General features: G+C 52.0%; 18 protein-coding genes. All 18 read right to left on the reverse strand.

Annotated elements, in window-relative coordinates:
- Window positions 1-4 precede the first annotated feature (4 nt).
- Complete coding sequence (gene rng, locus JKP77_RS00935; RefSeq protein WP_218309322.1) at window positions 5-1471, reverse strand: ribonuclease G; 1467 nt, start codon at window positions 1469-1471, stop codon at window positions 5-7.
- Window positions 1468-2052 carry a Maf family protein gene (locus JKP77_RS00940; protein WP_218309393.1) on the reverse strand — a complete coding sequence of 195 codons (585 nt, stop codon included), beginning with the start codon at window positions 2050-2052 and terminating at the stop codon, window positions 1468-1470. The genes rng and JKP77_RS00940 overlap by 4 nt, the downstream gene beginning before the upstream one ends.
- A gap of 14 nt (window positions 2053-2066) precedes the next feature.
- On the reverse strand, window positions 2067-2549 hold the full coding sequence (gene mreD, locus JKP77_RS00945) for a rod shape-determining protein MreD (protein ID WP_218309323.1): 483 nt from the start codon (window positions 2547-2549) through the stop codon (window positions 2067-2069).
- A complete protein-coding gene (gene mreC / locus JKP77_RS00950) occupies window positions 2546-3463 on the reverse strand; it encodes a rod shape-determining protein MreC (RefSeq protein ID WP_218309324.1) in 918 nt (305 codons plus the stop codon). The genes mreD and mreC overlap by 4 nt, the downstream gene beginning before the upstream one ends.
- Window positions 3464-3500: 37 nt before the next feature.
- Complete coding sequence (locus JKP77_RS00955) at window positions 3501-4544, reverse strand: rod shape-determining protein (protein WP_218309325.1); 1044 nt, start codon at window positions 4542-4544, stop codon at window positions 3501-3503.
- A gap of 342 nt (window positions 4545-4886) precedes the next feature.
- Window positions 4887-9971 carry a LamG domain-containing protein gene (locus tag JKP77_RS00960; RefSeq protein ID WP_218309326.1) on the reverse strand — a complete coding sequence of 1695 codons (5085 nt, stop codon included), beginning with the start codon at window positions 9969-9971 and terminating at the stop codon, window positions 4887-4889.
- Window positions 9971-10408 (reverse strand): pilus assembly PilX family protein, encoded by a 438-nt coding sequence (locus JKP77_RS00965; protein ID WP_218309327.1) that lies wholly within the window; start codon window positions 10406-10408, stop codon window positions 9971-9973. Before JKP77_RS00965 ends, JKP77_RS00960 begins: the two co-directional genes overlap by 1 nt.
- Entirely contained in the window at window positions 10392-11237 is an 846-nt protein-coding gene (locus tag JKP77_RS00970) for a PulJ/GspJ family protein (protein WP_218309328.1), read from the reverse strand. Before JKP77_RS00970 ends, JKP77_RS00965 begins: the two co-directional genes overlap by 17 nt.
- Window positions 11238-11239: 2 nt before the next feature.
- Window positions 11240-11800: a type IV pilus modification PilV family protein gene (locus JKP77_RS00975; protein WP_218309329.1), complete on the reverse strand. Its 561-nt coding sequence runs from the start codon at window positions 11798-11800 to the stop codon at window positions 11240-11242.
- Window positions 11790-12374 carry a type II secretion system protein gene (locus tag JKP77_RS00980; protein WP_218309330.1) on the reverse strand — a complete coding sequence of 195 codons (585 nt, stop codon included), beginning with the start codon at window positions 12372-12374 and terminating at the stop codon, window positions 11790-11792. Before JKP77_RS00980 ends, JKP77_RS00975 begins: the two co-directional genes overlap by 11 nt.
- Before the next feature lie 19 nt (window positions 12375-12393).
- Window positions 12394-12891: a prepilin-type N-terminal cleavage/methylation domain-containing protein gene (locus JKP77_RS22485; protein WP_218309331.1), complete on the reverse strand. Its 498-nt coding sequence runs from the start codon at window positions 12889-12891 to the stop codon at window positions 12394-12396.
- Between the two features lie 68 nt (window positions 12892-12959).
- Complete coding sequence (locus tag JKP77_RS00990) at window positions 12960-13610, reverse strand: prepilin-type N-terminal cleavage/methylation domain-containing protein (RefSeq protein ID WP_218309332.1); 651 nt, start codon at window positions 13608-13610, stop codon at window positions 12960-12962.
- A gap of 58 nt (window positions 13611-13668) precedes the next feature.
- Window positions 13669-14187: a hypothetical protein gene (locus tag JKP77_RS00995; RefSeq protein ID WP_218309333.1), complete on the reverse strand. Its 519-nt coding sequence runs from the start codon at window positions 14185-14187 to the stop codon at window positions 13669-13671.
- Between the two features lie 54 nt (window positions 14188-14241).
- Window positions 14242-15465: a type II secretion system F family protein gene (locus JKP77_RS01000; protein ID WP_218309334.1), complete on the reverse strand. Its 1224-nt coding sequence runs from the start codon at window positions 15463-15465 to the stop codon at window positions 14242-14244.
- Window positions 15458-17194: a GspE/PulE family protein gene (locus tag JKP77_RS01005; RefSeq protein WP_218309335.1), complete on the reverse strand. Its 1737-nt coding sequence runs from the start codon at window positions 17192-17194 to the stop codon at window positions 15458-15460. The genes JKP77_RS01000 and JKP77_RS01005 overlap by 8 nt, the downstream gene beginning before the upstream one ends.
- Window positions 17187-18293 carry a tetratricopeptide repeat protein gene (locus JKP77_RS01010; RefSeq protein ID WP_218309336.1) on the reverse strand — a complete coding sequence of 369 codons (1107 nt, stop codon included), beginning with the start codon at window positions 18291-18293 and terminating at the stop codon, window positions 17187-17189. The genes JKP77_RS01005 and JKP77_RS01010 overlap by 8 nt, the downstream gene beginning before the upstream one ends.
- Entirely contained in the window at window positions 18290-19204 is a 915-nt protein-coding gene (locus tag JKP77_RS01015; protein ID WP_218309337.1) for an ExeA family protein, read from the reverse strand. The genes JKP77_RS01010 and JKP77_RS01015 overlap by 4 nt, the downstream gene beginning before the upstream one ends.
- 2 nt (window positions 19205-19206) lie before the next feature.
- A complete protein-coding gene (gene mshL / locus JKP77_RS01020) occupies window positions 19207-20883 on the reverse strand; it encodes a pilus (MSHA type) biogenesis protein MshL (protein ID WP_246601014.1) in 1677 nt (558 codons plus the stop codon).

Consider the following 20883-nt stretch of genomic DNA (forward strand, 5'->3'; position numbering starts at 1 on the left):
TCTTTTACATCATGACAACGTCATATTTATCCTGGTTATACAAGGGCTCTGTCTGCACTTTAATTTGCTTAGACACGAAGACTTCCAGTTCTGCGAGCATATGAGATTCCTCTCCCATTAAGGCCTCCACGACCTTTGGAGAGGCGTATACGACAAACTTATCAGCGTCGTATGCGCGGTTCACGCGGACAATTTCACGCATGATTTCAAAACAGATGGTTTCGATCGTTTTAACCGTGCCCCGTCCTTTACATACCGGGCACTCACCACAAAGAATGTGTTCCAGACTTTCCCGGGTGCGCTTGCGGGTCATTTCGATTAGCCCCAGCGCGGTAAAGCCATGGATATTTATCTTCGCTCTGTCCTTACTTGTCGCGACTTCCAGACTATGTAAGACACGTCTTTTGTGGTCAGGTTCAACCATATCGATAAAATCGATCAGGATCATACCGCCCAGATTGCGCAGCCTCAGCTGTCTGGCGATGGCCTGGGTGGCTTCAATATTGGTGTTAAAAATGGTTTCTTCGAGGTTGCGATGACCAACAAATGCGCCGGTATTGATGTCGATAGTGGTCATGGCTTCGGTCTGATCGATAATCAGATAGCCGCCTGATTTCAGGTCCACCCGACGTTCCAGCGCGCGCTGCCCCTCATTTTCCACGTCATAGAGGTCGAAAATAGGGCGGTCACCCGGGTAGTATTCCAGCTTCCCGTTCATTTCCGGCACGTACTCTTTCGTGAACTGATCGAGTTCCTGATAGGAAAGCTTGGAGTCGATTCGGATACGGTCTAACTCCGTGCCCACAAAGTCACGCAGCACACGACGGGCCAGCGGCAAATCTTCATACAACACATTGGACTTGCGCTTTTTCATGCGCATCTGAATTTTATTCCACAGGCGGCGCAAAAACTCGGCATCCTGGGTTAGTTCGGTTTTACTGACGCCCTCTGCGGCGGTACGCAGAATAAAGCCACCGTCCTCGTCACAGAATTCCTGCACCAGCGACTTCAGACGCTCTCGCTCAGATTCATCTTCAATGCGCTGAGACACACCGACATGGGTCACGCTTGGCATGAATACCAGATAACGCGAGGGAATGGTGATGTCAGTGGTGAGTCTCGCCCCTTTGGTACCAATGGGATCTTTGACCACCTGCACGACGATGTGCTGTCCGTCCCGCACCAGTTCGCGGATATCCTGCTTTTCGATATGACTGGTAGACACCTCGCCAACCACCTCATTGTGGATCACGATATCCGAAGCGTGCAAAAATGCCGCCTTGTCTAATCCAATATCAACGAAAGCGGCCTGCATGCCGGGAAGCACGCGAGAGACTTTTCCACGGTAGATATTGCCCACCAGCCCGCGTTTGGTATGACGCTCGACATGAATTTCCTGCAGAATACCGTTCTCTATCAGCGCCACGCGGGATTCCGATGGCGTTACATTTATCAACAGTTCTGCACTCATGACTCTACTCCAAATTCGTTTAGCAGCATGCGGGTCTCGTACAAGGGCAATCCGATGACCGCGCTGGCGCTGCCCTCAATGGATTTAACGAACTGTCCACCAATCCCCTGAATGGCGTAACTACCCGCTTTATCAGCGGGCTCACCGGTTTTCCAGTATGCGGCAATGTCCTCGTCGGTCAACGCTCCAAAATATACTTTGGTACGAATGCACTGCGTCTGTTGTCGGGTGTCATCCTTCACGCTGATAGCGGTAAGCACATCATGCTCGCGATTTGACATAGCACGTAACATGCTGGCGCTGTCTTCGGCGTCTTTCGGCTTGCCAAGGCTGACACCATCCAGTGAAATCAGTGTATCTGAGGCCAGCACTACAGTCGTCTTACGAGCTTGTGTTGTTAGTGCCGAGAAAGCCGCTGACGCTTTTTCTGCGGCCAGTCTGGCGACCTGCTGTTGCGGTGTTTCCTGCCCTTTTACGGACTCATCAATATCCACCGGATTAACCGTATGGTGAATGCCTATCTGTGAAAGTAACGCCGTACGGCGCGGAGATGCTGAGGCAAGCAAAAGAGATTTAGACACCATCGCCTCCTGTGTCAGGTTATTCGTAATTGTCGACGTGCTTTACGTAGCAGCCAGAAGACCCAGGGCCAGAGTAACATTGAGGTGAGCACCGGCCACAGATAAGCGAACTGAAAATACACGTCGGTGAGCAGATGCTGTAACCAGAAGACCACCAGATGATACAGCGAACTCAACAGCCCGATAATGATCGCCTGCTGCCACACCGAATAGTTTCGCAGACGCTGATAGTTCGCCGCCAGCACATATACCGACACACTCAACGCGAGGCTGTGAATACCAAGCGTAGTCCCCACCAGAATATCCAGTGCCAGGCCGGTGAGAAAAGCAATGCCTACATTCACCCGGTTTGGCAGCGCCATGGCCCAGTAGGCCAGAACAATTAACACCCAGTCGGGCCGATACATATCGACCTGTATGGGCATAGGCATAATCTGCAGCACCAGCGAGATGATAATGGTAATGGCAATAACATAGTGTCTGGCCTTAAGGATCACGACTGAGGCTCCTTCTCATCAGCGCCATTCGCCTTTTCATCATTTGGTTGTGCGTCGGCGTTGTCATCGCTTTTTGCTGGTTCCTCAGCGATGTCGTCTTCCGGCCAGAGCAAAAGCATATAGCGAAGCCGGTCGAGTCTGGCGAGAGGTTGCGCGATGACTCTGGCAAAAGGCCGGCTTTCATCACGTACCACGGTTTTCACCCGGGCAACAGGATAGCCTTCCGGAAACACGTTGCCGAGACCGGAGGACACCAGCAAATCGCCTACTTTGACATCGACACTGTGCGGCACGTGCTCAAGATAGAGCTCTTCCAGCGAGCCACTGCCACTGGCGATAAAGCGGATATTATTGCGTAACGCGCGGACAGGGATGGCGTGGGTCAGATCGGATATCAGCAGCACACGACTGTTCGTTGAGCCAACTTCCATTACCTGACCGACAATACCGCGATCATCAAGCACCGACTGCCCTTCGTAAACGCCATCAATCGCGCCCTTATTCACCAGCACCTGATGACTGAACGGGTTGTTATCGACGGCCATTAATTCTGCCACCATTTTACGCATGCCGGTTTTCACCGGGCCATCAAGTAGCTTTCTCAGCTGCGCATTCTCGCTTTGCAGCACTTCAAAGCGCTGTAATCGCTCACTCATCTCAATGACGCGATTGGTAAGACGCTTGTTCTCTTCCAGTAATTGTTGCTGAGACGTCAGCCGCTCTGCTGATTCACTTAACATTAGGCTGGGCAAGTTAGCCAGATATTGTAGCGGGCTCATGATTGAATTGAGGTAGACGCGGGTAGATTTGAAACCGTCGAGTTTATGGTCGACAAAGATCAACAAAACCGACAGGGCTATCGCTAGCGCAAGTCGGTTGTTTAGTGAGGGGCCCCGAGTGAATATGGTATCCATAGAAGGAAAAAGGCAACCTCAGGTTGCCTTGCCCGTTTTATTCGTAACTAAACAGGTCGCCGCCGTGAAGGTCGATCATATCAAACGCTTTACCACCACCACGCGCAACACAAGTTAACGGATCATCAGCGATGACAACCGGTATACCGGTTTCTTCCATTAACAGCCTGTCTAAATCTTTCAGTAGCGCACCACCGCCGGTTAATACCATGCCGCGCTCTGAGATATCAGAGGCCAGCTCTGGCGGAGATTGCTCAAGCGCAACCATCACCGCAGACACGATGCCGGTAAGTGGTTCCTGCAGCGCTTCCAGAATTTCATTGGAATTGAGAATAAATCCACGAGGCACGCCTTCTGCCAGATTACGGCCGCGTACTTCAATTTCACGCACTTCCTCGCCCGGATATGCCGCGCCAATCTCGTGCTTGATACGCTCTGCCGTGGCTTCACCAATCAGTGAGCCAAAGTTACGGCGAATATAATTGATAATGGCTTCGTCGAACTTGTCACCACCGATACGCACAGAAGATGAATACACTACCCCGTTCAGTGAGATGATTGCGACTTCTGTGGTACCACCACCGATATCGACAACCATAGAACCGGTGGCTTCAGATACCGGCAAACCCGCACCGATTGCCGCCGCCATTGGTTCGTCAATCAGATAGACTTCACGTGCGCCGGCACCCAGTGCAGATTCTTTGATTGCACGACGCTCAACCTGCGTAGAGCCACACGGCACACAAACCAGCACACGCGGGCTTGGGCGTAAGAAATTATTGTCGTGAACCTGCTTAATGAAGTGCTGCAACATCTTTTCGGTAACGTAAAAGTCGGCAATAACACCGTCTTTCATCGGGCGAATCGCGCGAATATTACCTGGCGTACGGCCCAGCATTCGTTTGGCTTCAGCACCGACCGCGGCAACACTTTTCGGGCCCGCGGCACGCTCCTGACGGATGGCTACAACGGAAGGCTCGTTAAGGACAATGCCCTGATCTTTTACATAGATCAGCGTATTGGCGGTTCCGAGGTCGATGGACAGGTCATTGGAGAACATGCCTCGAAGCTTTTTAAACATGAAGAGTTAATTCCTGTAACTGTGCCGACGCGCAAGCTGGAGATGAATGGATAGCGCGTTAGCGTGAAGTCGATAGTTATCCACACACTTTAACAATGAGGGCTATTTTCAGCAAGTAAAGAGCCTGCCTAAGATAATAAAAACTGGTGATTTTTCATTTTTATTTTTGCATTCGTCCCCAGCCCGCCGTTTTCTTCTGAAAACAAGGCGCCACTGTGGTTATTTTACATCAGTAACGTCGCGGAGTGGTTACTATTTTATCTTTCTTTACCAGCGCCATTCGATGTGAATACAACTAACCTGGCGCTATCTCAACCTCAGCCTGCTCTGCAAGTCCTCGTGCTAGAACCGTTCCCGCCAGTTCAAAGTGCGATCATTTCCACGATAAAGGCCAAATGCGACGCTGGCCTGCGGCGTATCGTTATCGTCAATAACCCCATCGAGGTTCCAGTCAATGTTCAGATACTCTGCCCAGGCTGCGCCCGAGTCCGGTGCCAGCGACAGCATGACCACGCCGCGCACTCCCTGCCCCTGAGCGTCCAGTGGTGGGCCGACGAGCAAATCGCTGCTATCCGAAATCCCCTGCTGAAAAGTGCCTTTTGCCTCAACGTCGCTGAGAAGGCCGGTAATATCCGCTTCCTGGGCCCCCGATGATGCGTCAGCCAGTACGATTTCATTCGCCGACTCCTGAATATCCAGCACCGTACAATTGTCATCGAGGTTGCGCTGCCAGCTGCCACTGTCAAAATACTCAGTCACAGCAATAACCCGTAATGGTTCAGTTTCAGGCCCGAAGGTATTCTCCAGCCGCAGCCGTCCATATCGCTGAGTTGCGCCGGATATGCCGGTGATAGTCATGCTCTCACAAGCTCCGGGGAAATCGCTTTGAAAACAGATACCATCGCTGTCGGTAAAGAAACTGGCATCAACATCAAGCGCAGCTTGGGCTGAAAACGGTGATCCCATTCCTGATGTCCCGTTTACTGCCGGAATTTTAGTGTATGTCAGCCCCAGACCACTTACCGTCATTTCGGCGGAACCGTCATAATCGTCCTGCCCGGTTACCTGCAGGGAAGACGCATCGGAGGACATCGTCAGCGCGCCCGAATAAGCGCTTTCATCAGCCACACTCACGGCACTGGTGTAGTCACTGGCACTTCGGCTCAGTCGCCATTGCGCATTTGCGTAGTTTCGCGTGACCTGGCCTTTGGCGTTGTAAGCCACTATCTGGTAAACCGGTTCGCGACCCGCTTCAAACGCCATCTCCTGACCAAGGTAGGTAAACACCCCGCAGGTATTTTCCAACGCAGGCGCAGCAGAGGCGGTTACATCGAAATAGGCGGGCGTAAAGCGTCCCAGCGTGGTTGCAGCAGCATCAATGGTGTTGTTTCCCAGATACTGGCTGTCGCGTATATCGGCTTCAAAGCTACCCACTTCTTCGACATAGCTTTTATCGTACTCATACTCGCCTGCCGTAAAGGCTCCCACCGACATGTCTGCAAATGAGGCGGATGTACTGCTGCTGATACGTGCTGAATCGCCTAGTATCCACTGCCCGTCTGCTGCATTACTATCGTTGGGTACCTGTCTCTGAAATTTCGCCTGCAAGTTGCCGGGAGAATAACCTGGCAGCAGTGCGCCCTGACTTCCCACGGCATGAATAGTAAGCGAAAACGCCTCTCCAGCGGGATACACGGCAGTATCACTGGTGGTAAGGACCAGCTCAGCAGGAATACTGTCCAGTGTCGTGGACCCGGACGTTATCGAAGCACCATCAATCGTTGCTTGCGCTCTTAAGGAAAGCCGGCCTGCGTCGCTGTATTGCAGTCCGTCAAATGTCGTGCGCCCCTGCTCATCAAAGGTAAGCGACAGCGTGCCACTGTTCACACCCAAGCCATCACCACTTATCGCAATTCCCGCAAATGGCACCTGACATTGGTTGGGAGAATAATCAGCGCCGGTCTGCACACAATCAAACGACAGTGTTATGTCTTGTTCGCCGCTCACCAGCGCTTCGCACACGCCGGCGTTATCTTTGACCGCGCGCAGGCCTATCCGGTCTAAGTTATCCTGAGCGATAATATCCGGCAATGTCGTGCTGTCGTCGGAAGAGCCAGCGTCAAAAAAAGTAAAACCGGCATCGACAAAGGAAATTTCACAGCCCTGAGTACACTCGGTAGCAGCGACCGGCAACGAGCCTGCATCCTGACCTGTCACTGCTAACTGATGAATCCCGGTATTGCGCTGAACCAGTGACAGCTGCGTTTCGCCGCGGAAGCTTATGACCTGTGATGGCGACCAGTTCCCGGCAGACAAGGCTACCGTCGTGGTGTCGCCTACCAGCTGCGTGCACGCCGCATCCGCGCAGGCGCGCAGAGACACTTCCGCTGAATCACAGGTCAATGCCTGGGACGGATGGGTAATTTCATAATGATGCACGACATTACAGTCCAGCACGTCGGCAATGTCTTCACGAATTTCTTCCCGCGTGAGTTCGTAATCGTAAACTCGCAAATCATCAAACTGGCCATTTGCGGAGTCAGGCACACTGCCATTAACCAGATAAGAAGTGGCGTTATCGCCAAGATGCAAAGAGCCAAGCTGACCAAACGTACTGGATATGAGGGTCACTTGCCCCTGCATATATACCCTTGCGCCATTAATATATAAATCGACATCTTCACCTGCCAGATCCCAGCTGATCGCAATATGCACCCACTCACCGGCACCATAATCCAGAGGATCTGTAGCCGCCAGCAGGTCATAGTCATAATTGTCTTCCATCCCAAAGGTAAGCTGACCGCTATTGTTCAGTGACATGAAGAAGAACTTATCGTACTGACCATCCGGGGAGGACGGGTTCTGTATTTTTGAGGCATCAAATAACTGACGCTGACCACCGCCCTGCCAGCTTGCATTACTCTTATACCAGAACGACACCGTACCGCGCTCACCGACATCATTGATATTGAGATGAGTCTCTACCGCATCGATCTCGTTTGCCGACGAATTAGAAGGAATATCAACCACCCGGCAGGAAATGTCATTAGCGGGGAGTTGTGGTGAAGCCCTCCCAAGGGCACTGCCACGCTGTTCATTGCCACTGCTATCAATGACATCACCGGCGTTCTCCCAAACCGGCTCCTCGAAGCGATACAACAGTTTTGGATCCCCACCCTCACATTGCACACAACTGTACCCGGAGGCTGTGAATAACGCCTGTACATCAGCTGAGGTCAGCGCATCCGAATACAGCCGAACATCATCGATTTCACCTTTGAAAAAATCGGTAAGGTCGCTGTAGGCTGCGCTGCCGGTAGCGGTATATTCTGCGTTCGCACCAACCACAATGGGCTCACTGTTCTCACTCCATCCAAAATTTCCGCTGACACCACCAAGATAGGCACCATCAAAGTGAATCAGCACTTGCCGGGCGTCCCAGCTATAGGTCACATGATGCCATTCCCGTTCTCTGACAAGGCCCGGATCACTGATTAGTGTGAGGGCGTTATTGCTGTTTTTCTGGGTGAACAACAGGCTACCATCGTCCTGAATAAAGAAGCTGAAATCGCCCACGCCGTCAAATCTGCCGTTGCTGTTTTCCGCATCTTTAGAGAAGACTCCCATGGCGCCGCGATAGGCGCGGAATGAATGCTGCAAATCAGACGCTTTAAACCAAAGCGAAAGTGTGCCCTCGGACAACGCCATTGCGTTGCGGTGATCCACTACCAGATGCTGGCCTTCTCCCTGCAGTGTCATTCCCTGGCAAAATCTGGCATTGCGCAGCGCAGAAACCCCATTCACCGACGTACCGTTATAACCACTGATAGCATCCACGATTTCATCCGGCGTGCCGTTTACGCTGCAAACGTCCATTTTCCAGTGTGACAACAGCGTCGGATTGGTCGTACAACTTGTGCAGGTGCTCGCTGTCTCACCGGTAATCAGATTAATTTGCTCTTCAGAAAGTGCGGAGGCATAAATTCTTAAATCGTCAACGCTGCCCTGATACAGATCAACAAGCTCATCACTTCCAGAAGTACCGTCACCCGTCAGCCACGCATTTCCTCCCAGCACCATGGGTTCCGCATTATTCACGAGTCCGTCGGTAAAACTGCTGTTGGCTCCCTGAAGCACGCCGTCGACAAAGAGTTTCATTCCTCCGGTGCCGAACGAGTAGGCAATGTGATGCCATTGGCCTTCGGTCAGAACCGGTCCGGTATTGATTTGAGCACTGGTCTGGGTGTTTTGATGCAACACCCGCACTCCGCCGGACTCCGTTACCCAAATAGTCAGGTGCCCGCCGTTGTCCAGACCATATGAGTCTTTGGAAAACACGCCCATCCCGCCGGCACTGGCGCGATTGTAATAGGAGAAATTATCTGTATTTACCCAAAACGACACTGTTCCGGACGCCAGTAAGTATGACGACGAATGCGGGATGGAAATGATGTCACCGACGCCCCGGAAGTATGCCGCCTGACATAACCGGCCATTATCAAGGCTGCTGGGGCCTTCGATGGCTGCACCATTATTCCCTGCAATCACATCCGGCACTGACGTATTACTGCCTGACAGCGCGCAGACATTCATTGGCCACCGCCCAATCGGCTCCGGCAGGACAACAGGGACGCTACACAAATTTTCAGCCGCGATGTTCACAATACTGGCTGGGCGATAGTGGATCTGTGCGTTGTCATTCATGACCACGCTGGCCGCGTTGACGGCACCGTAAAGTATCGCGCTGTTACCCATTGATAACGTGCCGGCAGAGTAGATGAACGCATAAACCACGTTGCTCTGGCTAATGTTCACATCGCCATAGCTAAAAATACTCATATCCGATGGTTCAGCCGTCAGAGTGTTAAACTGGGTCTGCGTGGAGGTCTGGATACGATTGACAAAAATCGTTACTTTTTCGCCCAGAACCGGCGCAAAGGTGACGTAATTATCGGTTGTCAGCTCATCAATCCAGTACACGCCCCCCGCTAATCTCACCTGCGACTGACTGCCAATTTGCAGCCTGCGAATTCGGTAAATGCCTGTGCCCTGGGTTTCCAGCTGCGCAAAACCTTCCAGTCTTACTTCGTCGTAATCGCCCGGCGTCAGTGTATTCAACTGACTTTGCTTCACCAGTACATCCTGGGTCGAATTAGCGGCTTGAAACGCAGGCAGGGTAACGCCCGCGGAAGGTATTCCGGAAAGCTGACAAGATGACGTGGCGCAACTGGTGTTTACACCGGCATTATCCGTTTTGCTGGCGAAATCGATAATGCCATCGGTATTCCAGAGGCTGGCACCAGGCTGGAACCGAATGCTTGATGAAGAAGAGTAAGACCCGGCGGCATCAGCAAAAACGGCAGTGCACTGCGCAGCCAAAACCGGAAACGCGAAAACAGAGAGTAGTAATGCCAGCCAGTACTTCATTATTGCTCCTGCAGGGCGTCCATCGACACCGAGCGGCTTACCCAAACATCACCGGCCTGACACAGACCCGTGCTTTCAAAACGATAAAAATAATGTGCAACTCCGTCTTTTTGTATCGACGTCGTACTGCAGCGAGCCGTGTAACTGCAGTTTTCGAGCCCATCAATATTACTATAGCCTGCCGGGCTGTTAATGGTTGTATTGCAGGGGACCGGTCCGGAGTTCAGGGGGAAGGCCGCAGCAGCAGTTTGTTGCATGCCACTTTGTGCTGCGGACAGTGCGCGGGTTCCCAACACGTCGTAGACCACAGACTGAGACGTCGAGGAAATAACCGATACCAGCGTCAGTCCCAGCAGGGATATTACGATCATGACAAACAGCGCCATTACCAGCATACTGCCACGTTGTGAATGTGAATGGTCAGGGGACATTGGCAATATGCACCTCCTGATGCCACTCGACCTGCTCGCCATCACGGGCAAAGCGAAGTCGCAACTGCACCACGGCGTTACGTTGGAGTGTAGCGGCAAAGTACGTAAACGGATCGTCCTGCTGCGGCGCGACGACCGGATTTGATGAGAGAACGTTCACCACATCCGTCGCCAGTCGCGCTGTCGCGAGTGAACCCACGGCCTGACTTATCTCGATATCATTCTCAAACCGAACCAGCACGCCACTGAGAACACAGAAACTGACAGAGCCATCAGCGAAATACAACCGTGAGGCAGGTGAGCGTTCCGCAAAGGCATCATCTACTTCTATCTGAATAATATCGTCGCTGTCATCACGCGTGCTGCAGTCACCGTCACCATCATCGCTGCAGCTTGTTATTATTTTGCGCTTATTGCGCGAAAGGTCATAAACATCTTCGCTGCGCCGCGGGTACACAATCGCGAAATCGGTACTATCGATATCAAAGACATTGCCATCAATATCATACGGGAATACCAGGCTGACAGTAGTCTCGGTTGAAGGCTGCACGGGCAGCTCAGTATAAATTGTAGAAAACTGTGAAGGCACAAATTCAATACAGTGCTGAGTCGAATCGCCCCGGATCCGGATACTGTTAGGTACAGCCCGGCGTAACTCACGTGTCATTCGCTCGATAGCGAACCGTGACTCTGTCAGCAACGCTTCGCGGGTGTTCACGTCCAGATAAATCTGCATGGTGCCTCTGACAAAGCTGGCGATACCAATACCCACCACGCCGAGGATCACAATGACGGTAATCAGTTCGACCAGCGTGAATCCGCGTGCTTTAGTCATGATCAGAAATTCCACCGGTGCGCAGTAAACACGATATCTTCATCCAGTGGCGTAGTCACCGTTACCCGCAGCAACTTTACATTTCCCACAACGGTAGTGGTACCTGCAATGTCATCATTTACGCCGTCCAGGTTATCGTCATAGAAAACCTGTATCGCTACGCGAAAGCCCTGATACATGGCACCATCCTCAGAGACAATATTTTGTCCAAGGCTGCTTTGAATGGTTTCACCACCGGCAATCAAACCATGATAATCATCAACGTCATTATAGGTACCCCGCACTTCGGCATTATCAGGCCCCAAATTGCCGCTGGTCGTGCACGGCGTCAGCTCGTTGCAGCGCAGCGCATTCCCGGTCCGGCTTGACTGCTCATCAAATGCTTTGCTCATCACCTCATTAATGATCGACTGACCCAGTTCTGAGGCACGTGATTGCAGTACCGGATCCACACTTCGGGCAGATTGTGCTGAAATAAGGTTCACCACAATGAGCATCACGATACTAAAGACCACCATGCCTACCACCAGCTCAATCAGCGTGAAGCCTCGGTCAGCACGCATGGATATAGCCCTCTCTTTCAACACACACGGCAGCGCTCTCCTCACCAGTAAAGGTCATTCGGCAAGCCACGTTCCGGCAGTTAAGCGGGCGGTTGAATACGATGTTGTTGGTCAGCGGGTTGCCCAGATTATCAAAGCCAATGTAGGTGACCGTTCTGTTGAAACCTTCAGTGGCAGTGAAGCTTACGCCTTTCGCTGTAATCTGCGCACTGGATGCCTGTAAATAGTCTGGCGCTGCCGTATCGATAGTAGTGGTACAGGTCGCATTTTCGTTGCCGGCTGAATAGTCGGCAGACGATGGACCGAAAGCGGCAGGGGTGCCGGTGTTGAGGATCAGGCGATAGCAGAACCCGGGACGGGTATCCTGCATGGCGCGCGTCTGCATCTGGCGCAAGGCGGAAATAAGACGCTGCTGAAGGGTAAATTCGGTGTAGCCGGTATCATCCTGGAAGCGACTTGCTGCGGTCACAGCGACCACAGCAATTAATACCAGCGTAACGATCAGCTCTACCAGCGTAAAGCCAGCGCCGCGGCTCACCGAATGACGCTGGCCAGGAATGCGTTGCCTGGCCATCAATAGTCGTCAGGTTTGATTAACAGCCGGCTGCTTCGACTGTGATGGTCGGGCCGGCATTCTCACCAGTGGCCTCATCGTATCGAACGAAACACTCACTGCCAGCCGTAGCGTTGTATGTGACACCTTCAGGTGTAATCACAAAGCTACCAGCGGAAGGAGTGTCAGCAGTTAAAGTCCATTCCGCATCAGATAAGTCAGCCCACGGTGCAATTCCATCAATATCAGCAACTGAATCAGCATCAGGGTAACCGTAAGTAGTCGCTACACTACTCCCATTGATGTTTACCGCTGGAGCGTCGGTACCAGCAAACTCAATTTTTTGCTCACCCGCTATCGCAGACTTCGCATAAACCAATTGTGAGCCACCCTGCAGTGCCGCTTTCACGCCCTGCAGTGTTGCGCCGCGCGCATCGCCCTGAAGATCAATAAAACGCGGGGCGGCTGTAACGGCCAGGATCCCAAGAATTACAATCACGATAATTAATTCAATTAACGTAAAACCACGCTGTTGCATACATCATTCCTCTGGTTAGCTATACCAAGTATCCGCTAAACGGTCCGGTATTAAAATGAAACTTTAGTTTATTGTTGTTGCGTTCTGTTTCTTGTAAAAACAATGACCTGGCCAATCCGTGGGTCGTAAATAAAACCATTACCCTGAGTATCACCAACCGGGGCAGCGGTAAGATTTTTTACCGTCTGACTCAGGTAATAATAACAAAGATCGTTTCCTCCCGATCCGGTGCCGTTACTTACAGAAGTATAGTAACGGATCCCTTCAAAGGGTCGAAGCGAAAAATCTGACGTAATGGTCGGGGCACTTTGCATAATCAAATTAAAAATGCTCTCACAATCCAGTGCCGACATATTGTCATCTTCACTGTTGCCATCGTTATTCAGTTGTCCGGTAGGATAGCCGGTATCCTGATCGACGGCCACACGTATGCCGTCCAGGGTCACAAATGTCTGGTTAGTGCCGCTGTTTTCTTCTGGTCTGCCCTCAAGCTCCCATTGCGCCCGAACCAGGCCTACCCCGGTAGCAAAGCCACCCGCAACCCCTTCTACGGTGGCATCCTCAGCGTCCTCTGTCACATCCAGAAAACGTGGAATGGCAACGGCTGCCAGCAGCCCCAGCAGCACCACGACAATGACTAACTCTATAAGCGTAAATCCGCGCTCCCGGTGCTGATTTACAGCATTCCGGAAAACAGGTTGTGTTGTTCTTGTACTCACCCTTTTCTCCTACACGTTTAGCGCAATTGACAGAGGCTGTCGCCCTCGCAGGCTTCTGCTATCTGGTTCCCTGCAAATCTACTTTGCCAGAGTAGATGTGATAATCAAAATGTGGACCGCGGCTTAACCGGAAGCGACACCGTGAATTAACCGGCTCGTTGTTTTCCAAATCTCCCCGGTAATATTCGCCGATGACCCGGAACCCATCAACCTGCATGGGAACATTTAGCAGCATTTTCCATAACTTATCACAGCCATCGCTGCTTGCTTCTACCCATGGCACACCAATATGCGACATTCTGACTGGCCGACGATCTTTTTCTTTTCCCTGATTGTCGTAGTGAATGAGCATAATCATTTCCGGGCGCCCCTGCGCCTGCCACTGCCAGTGCGCGTTGGTCGCACTGGTTTCAATTTGTCTGCCATACTGCTCCAGCAGCATGCCATCAAAATCCGGCTCTGACTCATTCAGATAAATAATGGCGCCAGCCATTAATAACGCGAATACCGTCACCACAACGATATTCATAAAAATCTTTAACGTGCTTCTTTCTGCAATGTCTTTTTTTGTGGTCATCTCTGACTTCTTGTTATCCGAGCCTGCCGTATTCGCGCGAAGGCGGCGCTCGCGTTAATTGCCCTTTATCGCGCCCATCATATCCCACATTGGCGTGAAAATACCCAGCGCAAGGATAAGAACCATGACGGCCACCACCACAATCAGGATTGGCTCAATCTTTGCCGTTAACCCTTTAAGGTCGTAGTCCACTTCCCGCTCGTAAAAATCAGACACTTCCTGCAGCAGCTCCTCAACCCGGCCGGTTTCTTCTCCCACCCGGATCATCTGCATGACCATCGGCGTAAACAATCCGCTGTTGGCACTGACCCGCGTGAGGTTCTCGCCCTTTTCTATGCTCTTACGCATGGTGATTATTTTATCACCCATATATGCATTATCGACGGCATCCGCGGTGAGGTTTAATGCAGTAGTCAGTGGCACTCCGGAGCGCAACATCATTGAAAAGCTGCGACAGTAGCGACCCAATAAGGAGCGGTTGACGATGCTGCCAACAATGGGCATGCGCAACCTTGCTCTGTCCCACCGGTATCGCCCCTGCTCTGTCGCCAGATAACGCATGGTGCCATACACTGCCAGCCCGGTCAGGCCAATCAGCAGCCACCAGTAATTCTGCATGAAATCTGATGTGCCAATAAGAATACGCGTCATCAGAGGCAGTTCGGCATTAAACTTCGCAAACATATCAGCGAACTTGGGAATGACGAAAATGTTCAGAATGACAAACGCGACGGCAATCGCAATTATCACGAAAATGGGATACCGGGTTGCCGCTTTAATTTGCTTACGGGTTTCCTGCTCGCGCTCCAGGTATTCCGCCAGTTGCTGAAATGCTTCATCCAGCCGCCCGGTATTTTCCCCAACGTGAACCACACTGACAAACAGCTGATTAAAAATTTTAGGGTGACGGTGAAGCGCCGATGAGAGACCGCGCCCCCGCTCCAACTGCGCAATCACATCTTCCAGTGCATCACGCATACGTCGCGAACTACTGGATTCTGCCAGCCCGCTCACAGCACGTAATATGGGGATCCCTGCTCGCGTCAAAGAATACATCTGGCGACAAAAAATCACTAAGTCATCCAGCGTGACATTAGGCGTAAACCAGTTGCTGATATCAGGTCCGGTGGCGGTCTTGTCCTCGTTCAGCGTCAACCGGATGGGAGTCACATTGCGCGCCCGTAGCATGCGAACGGCAGTTTGTTCATCCGTCGCATCAATGGTGCCCTCAGTGAGCTCGCCTGAGATTTCGCGGCCGGTAAAGCTGAATTTAGCCATTATTCTGCTCGTCCGTCACAGACTCTTCTTCCGGCGCTTCCGCCACCATCTCAACCAGCCTCAGCACTTCATCGACCGAGGTGATCCCCATTTTGGCGTAGGTCAGCGCGGCATAGGAGAGCGGGCGGTAATGCTTACTTTTGGTCGCCGCATCGGCAAAGGCTACGGTATCGGCAACTTTCAGTGCATTCATCATCGCATCGGTCATTTCCAGCAGCTCAAACACCCCGATTCGGCCCCGGTAACCCGTTTGATTGCACTTCTGGCAACCTTCGCCCTTTTTAAAAGTCACGTTTTCTGACGATGCATCGATGTTAGATAACCAAAATGCCTCTTCCTGATTCGGCGTGTAAGGCTGGGCACAGTTGTCACAGTTTCGTCGCACCAGACGCTGGGCAACAATGCCACGCAGTGAGCTGGCAACCAGATAGCCCGGCGCGCCCATATCGAGCAGACGGATTGCACTGGAAACCGCATCATTGGTGTGCAGTGTGGAAAGCACAAGGTGACCGGTAAGCGCACCACGCAAACCGATCTCTACAGTTTCCTGGTCACGCATCTCCCCCACCATGATAATGTCGGGGTCCTGGCGCAATGTTGTGCGAAGAATTTGTGAAAATGACAGGTCAATTTTCTGATTCACCTGTACCTGATTGATTCGCGGCAGCCGGTATTCCACCGGATCTTCCACGGTGATAATTTTTGATTCTGCCCGGTTAAGCTCACTCAGGGCACCGTACAGGGTTGTGGTTTTCCCTGAGCCTGTGGGCCCGGTTACCAGGATCATACCGTGAGGGCGTTTTAACAGCGTCCGGAAACGTTTGAGAATTGGCCCCGGCATACCGGTCTGATCCAGTGTCAGCAGTCCGGCAGACTGGTCCAGCAAACGCATCACTACCGACTCGCCGGATTGCACCGGCATAGTGGATAGACGCACGTCTACGCGGTGGCCTTTGATAACCACCTGCGTACGGCCATCCTGCGGCAGCCGCTTTTCCGATATATCCAGTCCCGCCATCAGTTTCAGACGCAATACCAGCGCCGACGCAATGTTTTTTTCCGGGATCACGTTCTCCTGCAGCACACCATCTACCCGCTGGCGAATTCGAAGCTGATTTTCATCCGGTTCAATGTGAATATCCGACGCTTTGGCTAACACGGCATCTTCAAAAATCGACTGCAATAACCGGGCAACTGCCGTTTCCTGCTCGTCTCCGATCCCGGCTGACAGGTTGAACTCATCTTCGGTGTCGTACTCTTCGGCCAGCTCCTGCGCAAAGGAAGCGATTTCTTCGGTTTTGCGATAGTAACTGTCATAGGCAGAGAATAATTGCTGCTCACTGACAACTGCCAGCTCTATCGGTTTAGGAAGCAATTCCGTTAAGGTATCAACGGCGTTAAGGTCGGCAGGATCGGTCATCGCCACCAGCAACGTATCGCCTTTATCATCAATTACCAATGCCCGGTATCGACGCGCCTGTATCTCGGGTAACAATTTAACCGCATTCTGGTTTACCCGATAATCCTCAAGGTTTATCAGTGGCACATTGAGGTGGGTAGAGAGCAATTCCAGCAACTGATGTTCTGACACCATTTCCAACGATGTCAGGGTAGCGCCCAGCTTTCTGCCAGTGCGCTTTTGTTCCGCTAACGCTTCCATCAACTGATCTTCAGTGATGAGGTTATTTTGTACCAGCAAATCGCCGAGGCGGATACGCGGCTTATTCATTCACGCCTCCGGACAAAACGTTCACCCGCTGTGACATAAACTGCTGTATATCGCTGCCCAGCTGACCTAGCGACAGTGCCTGCTGGTACGCCCTTTTGGCGACATCCTGCTGACCCAGTTTGTCGGCGCTGGTTGCTACACCCAGCCACCACCTCGCCTGCTCCGGTGACATGGCTGCAAGCTGATGATAGTCAGAAAGTGCTGCGGGGTAGTCAGCTCGCTCCTGCGCCGCTGCGGCACGAAATGCCAGCAATTCGGTGGAGAGCGGGCGATAGCTGTCAGCCTCGCCAAGTACCGTTGCCGCAGCATCAGCCTGCCCCTGCTGCACGTAAAGACGTGCCAGCATCAGCCGTACGCTGTGATCTGCAGGCACCATACTGAGTGTTTTGATAAGCGTGTCTCTGGCGCTACTCACCTGACCTTCGGCAAACAGAATGGCCGCCAGCTTTTTACGAACCGCGACATTTTCAGGTTCGGCGTCAATGAGTTCCTGCATCAGCGTGATGGCTTCGCCTTTCTGTGGCTTAGCCAGCGCAAGGCGGATGCGCTCGCGTAAGTTTTGTAAGGGCTTATCTGCGGTTTCGGTTGTTGTGAGCTCAAACCGCGTCACCGCCGTCTCGTCTTCGGCACTGACGTTCTGCGTGTCGGCCACCGGCTCGGCTACCACGCGCATGCTGCCTTCCGGCGCAGACTGCTCTGGGGTTTCTGTGGCGGCTGGTTTATCGCCTCTGGCTTCAGCCACAATTTCATTGATAGGGCGGGTGAGAAGCGAGCCTTTCTTTTTCTCCGGTTTTTTTGTCACCGGCTGTGCAGCGGGCTTTTCAGCCATTGCTGAAGTATCGCCTGCTGGTGAAGTATCAGCCTGTGCACTTTCGGATTCCGTTACCGGCGTAGTCACAGCTACCGGTTCCGGTTCGGATGATTTCTCAGGCATTGTCAGTAAAGCAAAAGCAATAACCACAACCGCGGCGATGACCAGGCCATAAAACCATATCCGTAATCGCGGCGACTTCTTCACTGGCGGCTGGTAGTTGGCGTGGGTTTTCTCATCGCCTTCACGGGCTTCCAGATCTTTAAGCATTTTATTCACCACACTCATGCCATGACTCCCCAGCGCCAGAACGCAACAGCGGCAGCTGCCACGCACAGGGTAACGGCCCCCGCTAAGGCGAGGTATGGCAAAGGTCGCGATGCCGGTTTATCGGCTGCCTCGGTATCATTAATGGCGTCAATAACGTGACTTCGCTCCACCGCGGTTTTCCCCTCTCCAAACGCCAGCATGAGTGACTTGTGGCAAAGTACATTTACAATTCTGGGCGTTCCCCGGCTGGCGTCGTACAACAACTTACACAACGCCGGTGAAAACAATTCATTTCCACGATATCCGGCAACCGCCATTCTGTGACGAACGTACTGAAACACCTGGTCTGCATCCATAAGCTTCAGGGTGTAGCTGAACGTAATGCGCTGTTTCAACTGCCTGAGTTCATCGAGTGCCAGTTTTTCATCAAGCTCGGGTTGTCCGAATAGCACCACCTGCAACAACTTGCGGGACTCGGTTTCCAGATTCGTCATCAGACGCAACGCCTCAATACTTTGAGTAGGCAACGCCTGCGCCTCATCAATAATCAGCACTGCGCTTTTCTGCTGCTGATGAATCTCTATCAGCCGTTGCTGTATTTTTTGGGTAAACGCCTGTTGATCACTGTTTTCGCCTAACTCAACGCCAAGCTCACTGGCCACCGCGCGACGAAGCTCGTCGGGAGACAGCATCGGATTAGGAATGTAAGCAGCTTCAAAATGGTCGGGGATCTCATTTAGCAGTTTCCGGCATATCAATGTTTTGCCGGTGCCAACCTCGCCCGTAACTTTAATAAACCCTTCGCCAGTTTTCAGTGCTGTCAGCAGCACCTGTAACGCTTCGTTATGACTGGGCAGCCCAAAGAAATAGCTGGTGTTCGGTGTCAGCGTAAAAGGCAGCTCATTAATGCCGAAGTGATACAGGTACATAGTTACTCTACATACAACCAGTCAGCCATTGTCGCGCGGCTCTGTTCCATTTGTTTACTCCAGGTACCAGCGCCGACAATTGTGGGTTTTAACAGAATGATCAACTCTTTTTTGGTCTCCTGTTGTCGCTTATTGGTGAACAACTGACCCAGCACCGGAATATCTCCGAGCAGAGGTGTTTTAGAAACGGTATCACCTACGGTGGTCTGCATCAGTCCGCCAATCACCACAATTTCACCGGACGCGGCGCGAATAATGGTGTCAGATTCACGAATAGTGCTTTGGGCCAGAGGCAGAACAATTTGCTCCTGATTCAGCGTCACCACTTTTTGCTGTTCCTGGGTTTCAATAACCGAAGGGTGAACGTGCAAAAGCACGCTGCCGTTATCATCAATTTGAGGGGTAACATCCAGTGCTATGCCGGAAAAGAACGGCGTAAGTTCGATATTCGGCACCACCGACGTAGTCGTTGAGGTAATCGTATTCTGACTGGACACTTCGGTAACAAAGTACTCGTCATCTCCAACCTTAATCACCGCTTTTTGATTATTGATTGCCGTAACGCGGGGGCTGGACAGTACCTGTACATTGCCTTGTGTAGACAGCAGTGACAGCATGCCGGAGAAATCTTCGTTTAAGAATGAAAGCGTGGTAATACCGCCAAGGGTCGACGTAATGTTATTCCCCAGCGTAGCGGCAGTGGTGGATAACGAAAACTCGGTACTGCCGGTCGCCACAATGTCGTTCCAGTTAATGCCTTGCTGGTAATCGTCATTCAATATCACTTCGAGAATACGCGCTTCCAGAATTACCTGTTTTTGCAGATTGGTTTCTGACACATTCAGGAAATGCTTTATCTCCTGAATTTCAGAAGGCATAGCACGCACCGTAACTAACCCCGCCTGTGGCGTAACAAACACAGCACGCCCGTTTTCGCTGCCAATCATGGCCTCAAGGCTTTCCTGTAAATCGTCCCAGAAATTGGTTTCAGTTCGGGTGGTAATACTGGTGCCGTTAGCATTGTTGTTCATCTGGTTTCCCAGATTATTGCTGTTTTGCGAGTTGCCACTGAAGTTATTAAACGGACTGTTGCCAGCGTAACCGTTGTTATTGTCTTTTTGTGACACACCACCGGAAATAATACTGGTTTGGGTAGAGCCATCCCGCTTCATCAGCAGATAATTGACCGGGAAAGTCTCTGTTCGCATGGTTGCAGGGCGAACGCGATAGATAGTGTCAGACCGGGCGATATCGTAACCATAGAGCTCGCTGACCAGCGACATAATTTGCTCCATCGTAACCTGTTTCAGGTTGAGGCTGATATCACCTGTCACCTCAGGATGAATAGCCGCACTGTAGGGCGTGTCATGAACAAGACCGGTAAAAAAGGATCTGACATCCACGTTCTGTGCATTCACATCGAACTTCTGCGGACCGAATAAGTCAGCACCTACGCCGGACTGCACCGGCGCGGCAAGCGCTGCGGTGACCGCCTGCGGCATGTCTTTGAGTGCGCCATCGGCGTTACGCAGCTCTTGTCGCTGTTGTGCATCACGCTGTTCACTTAAGTCCTGCTCAACGGCGGAACGTTGAGTGGTGTCGGAAGATGACGTCGACTGGCAGCCCGCCATGCTTAATACTGCAGCAAGTGCAACCAGACATCTGCCTGTATAGCCCAT

This window comes from Alteromonas antoniana, from assembly GCF_019249295.1.
GTDB lineage: Bacteria > Pseudomonadota > Gammaproteobacteria > Enterobacterales > Alteromonadaceae > Alteromonas > Alteromonas antoniana.